General features: G+C 59.7%; 1 protein-coding gene and 1 pseudogene. Both read right to left on the reverse strand.

Annotated features, from left to right (window positions below):
* Window positions 1–118 precede the first annotated feature (118 nt).
* Entirely contained in the window at window positions 119–364 is a 246-nt protein-coding gene (locus IVA82_RS38850) for a hypothetical protein (protein WP_247383712.1), read from the reverse strand.
* 181 nt (window positions 365–545) lie between these two features.
* Window positions 546–709: pseudogene (locus IVA82_RS38855) on the reverse strand (ATP-binding protein); the annotation flags it as partial.
* Window positions 710–1,698: the final 989 nt, after the last annotated feature.

Consider the following 1,698-nt stretch of genomic DNA (forward strand, 5'->3'; position numbering starts at 1 on the left):
GGGTCCTCTCGAATGAGAAAACCGATCCCTTACCAGCCGCCGTTACCGCCAAATGAGGCCCCTCCGGGCGTCGACGCCGCTGCCGGGGTAACTCCGGTCCGGCTACGCCCTCCCTTCGTCACCCCGGCAGCGGCGCATTCTCATCCTGATTGTCGCGGGATTCCCATCTTGATTGTCGCGCCGCATCCGGCGAAATTGCGACATGGCTGGCCAGCGCCCGAACCGCGTGCTTGCGATGCCAGCCCGTCACCGCGCAAAGCTCGTCGAGAATGCGCCCCTTATCTGCCCGCCCTGCTGATCGATAGCGGTCTACCACCGCCGCCGTGATCTCGCGCCGCGCACCCACGCTGATCCGTCCTGCCATCGGCGACACCGATCCGATTCGGTATCGCGGCCCCACTCCTGACGGTCAGTTCTCCGGTAACATTCTTGATGAGGCAATGCGCCTCCCCCTTTGCGCGGCGGGGTTTGCTGGTAGCGCTCGTCTCGTCGGAGCTGGCCGGGATAGCGGAGGCGAGACGAGCGCGGGTGGCGTGATCGTCGTCTCGGCTTTTGAACCGCCAGCTATGTTGCCGGTCTCGACAATCGGTCGAGCAGCGCGGTGGTCGCTCGGCCATTCGCCGAAGGCGAGATTGGTGGTCACGATGACTGAGGCGCGCTCGTAGAGCCGGCTGACGAGGTGGAAGCTTGGCGCTTCCCCTGACCGCGCTTCTCGAATCTATGTTGAGCGCGCGTTGTGAAAGATATTCGGCAGCTTTTCGATCGCGATAATCCGGCGGACTCGTTCGTAATTACTGACGATTTTGTGTCATCTGGCCATATCAGCGGCGCGAAAAGCATTCCGATTTTTCGGCTCAAGATCGGCTGTTTCCACATGAGTGGAGGGCAAGCGGTTGCAGGTGAACTCATCAGCAGAGCGGTATCAGCGCGAACTGGCTTACCTTCTCAGCATCCTTTAACGCGAGCCGTTCTATCTCGAACGTGAATTTGGCTTGTAACACCCGGTCCGGTGTCATCCGTGACTTCGATAGCCATCCGGTGTCCCGCTCCATTGTGGGGCCTACGGGACGCGTCCCTCGCCATGTCTGCCAGCGAACGCGCGGCCTCTTCTTGCACAGCCTCCATGGTAGAGAGTTCCAGACTCTCATCGTCGGGGGTTCAGTTCGTCACCGTCTCGCAAGTCGAAAAAGTATCGCTTCATAACAACGTCGAACGTCAGGAAACCAAAAGCATTCCTAGCTGATCTGGGGCGGCCCAACAGGACCCGCGATTAGTTAGGTGTAGGAGGGCACCCAGGCCATATTCCAGCTTTCCATGGTCTGGTCGCCGACCGAACACTCGAAGCTGCTGATCTGGCGTTCGGGAGCCATAGACTCGGCACGGTTGTAGACCGCTCCGCAAATACAGGCTCTGTGACGGGTCTCTTCCATTTGCTCATTATGCGCCGCAAATCGGAATTAAGACGACTTCCAAATTCAACTTAGGACACCGGGGCTAAATGAGGACAGTACCGCCGGGCTGTAAGAACAGGTCCGAAATCTAGGACACTTCCTGAACACGTTAGACGGCACACGACGGCTTCCGAGCCCTGCTGTCCGCTAATGGGATGGTCCGGCCGTGCTCCTGCCCCGCCAGCAAGCGAAGCTGGCAAGGGGCGCCACAGACAAGGAGCACGCCATGTCTCAGACACCCAATACC

Origin of the sequence: Bradyrhizobium sp. 142 (assembly GCF_023074015.1) — a bacterium.
GTDB lineage: Bacteria > Pseudomonadota > Alphaproteobacteria > Rhizobiales > Xanthobacteraceae > Bradyrhizobium.

Excerpts from the sequence above, each read along its gene's own strand:
- IVA82_RS38850 (WP_247383712.1), bottom strand. The coding sequence starts at position 364 with ATGGCAGGACGGATCAGCGTGGGTGCGCGGCGCGAGATCACGGCGGCG.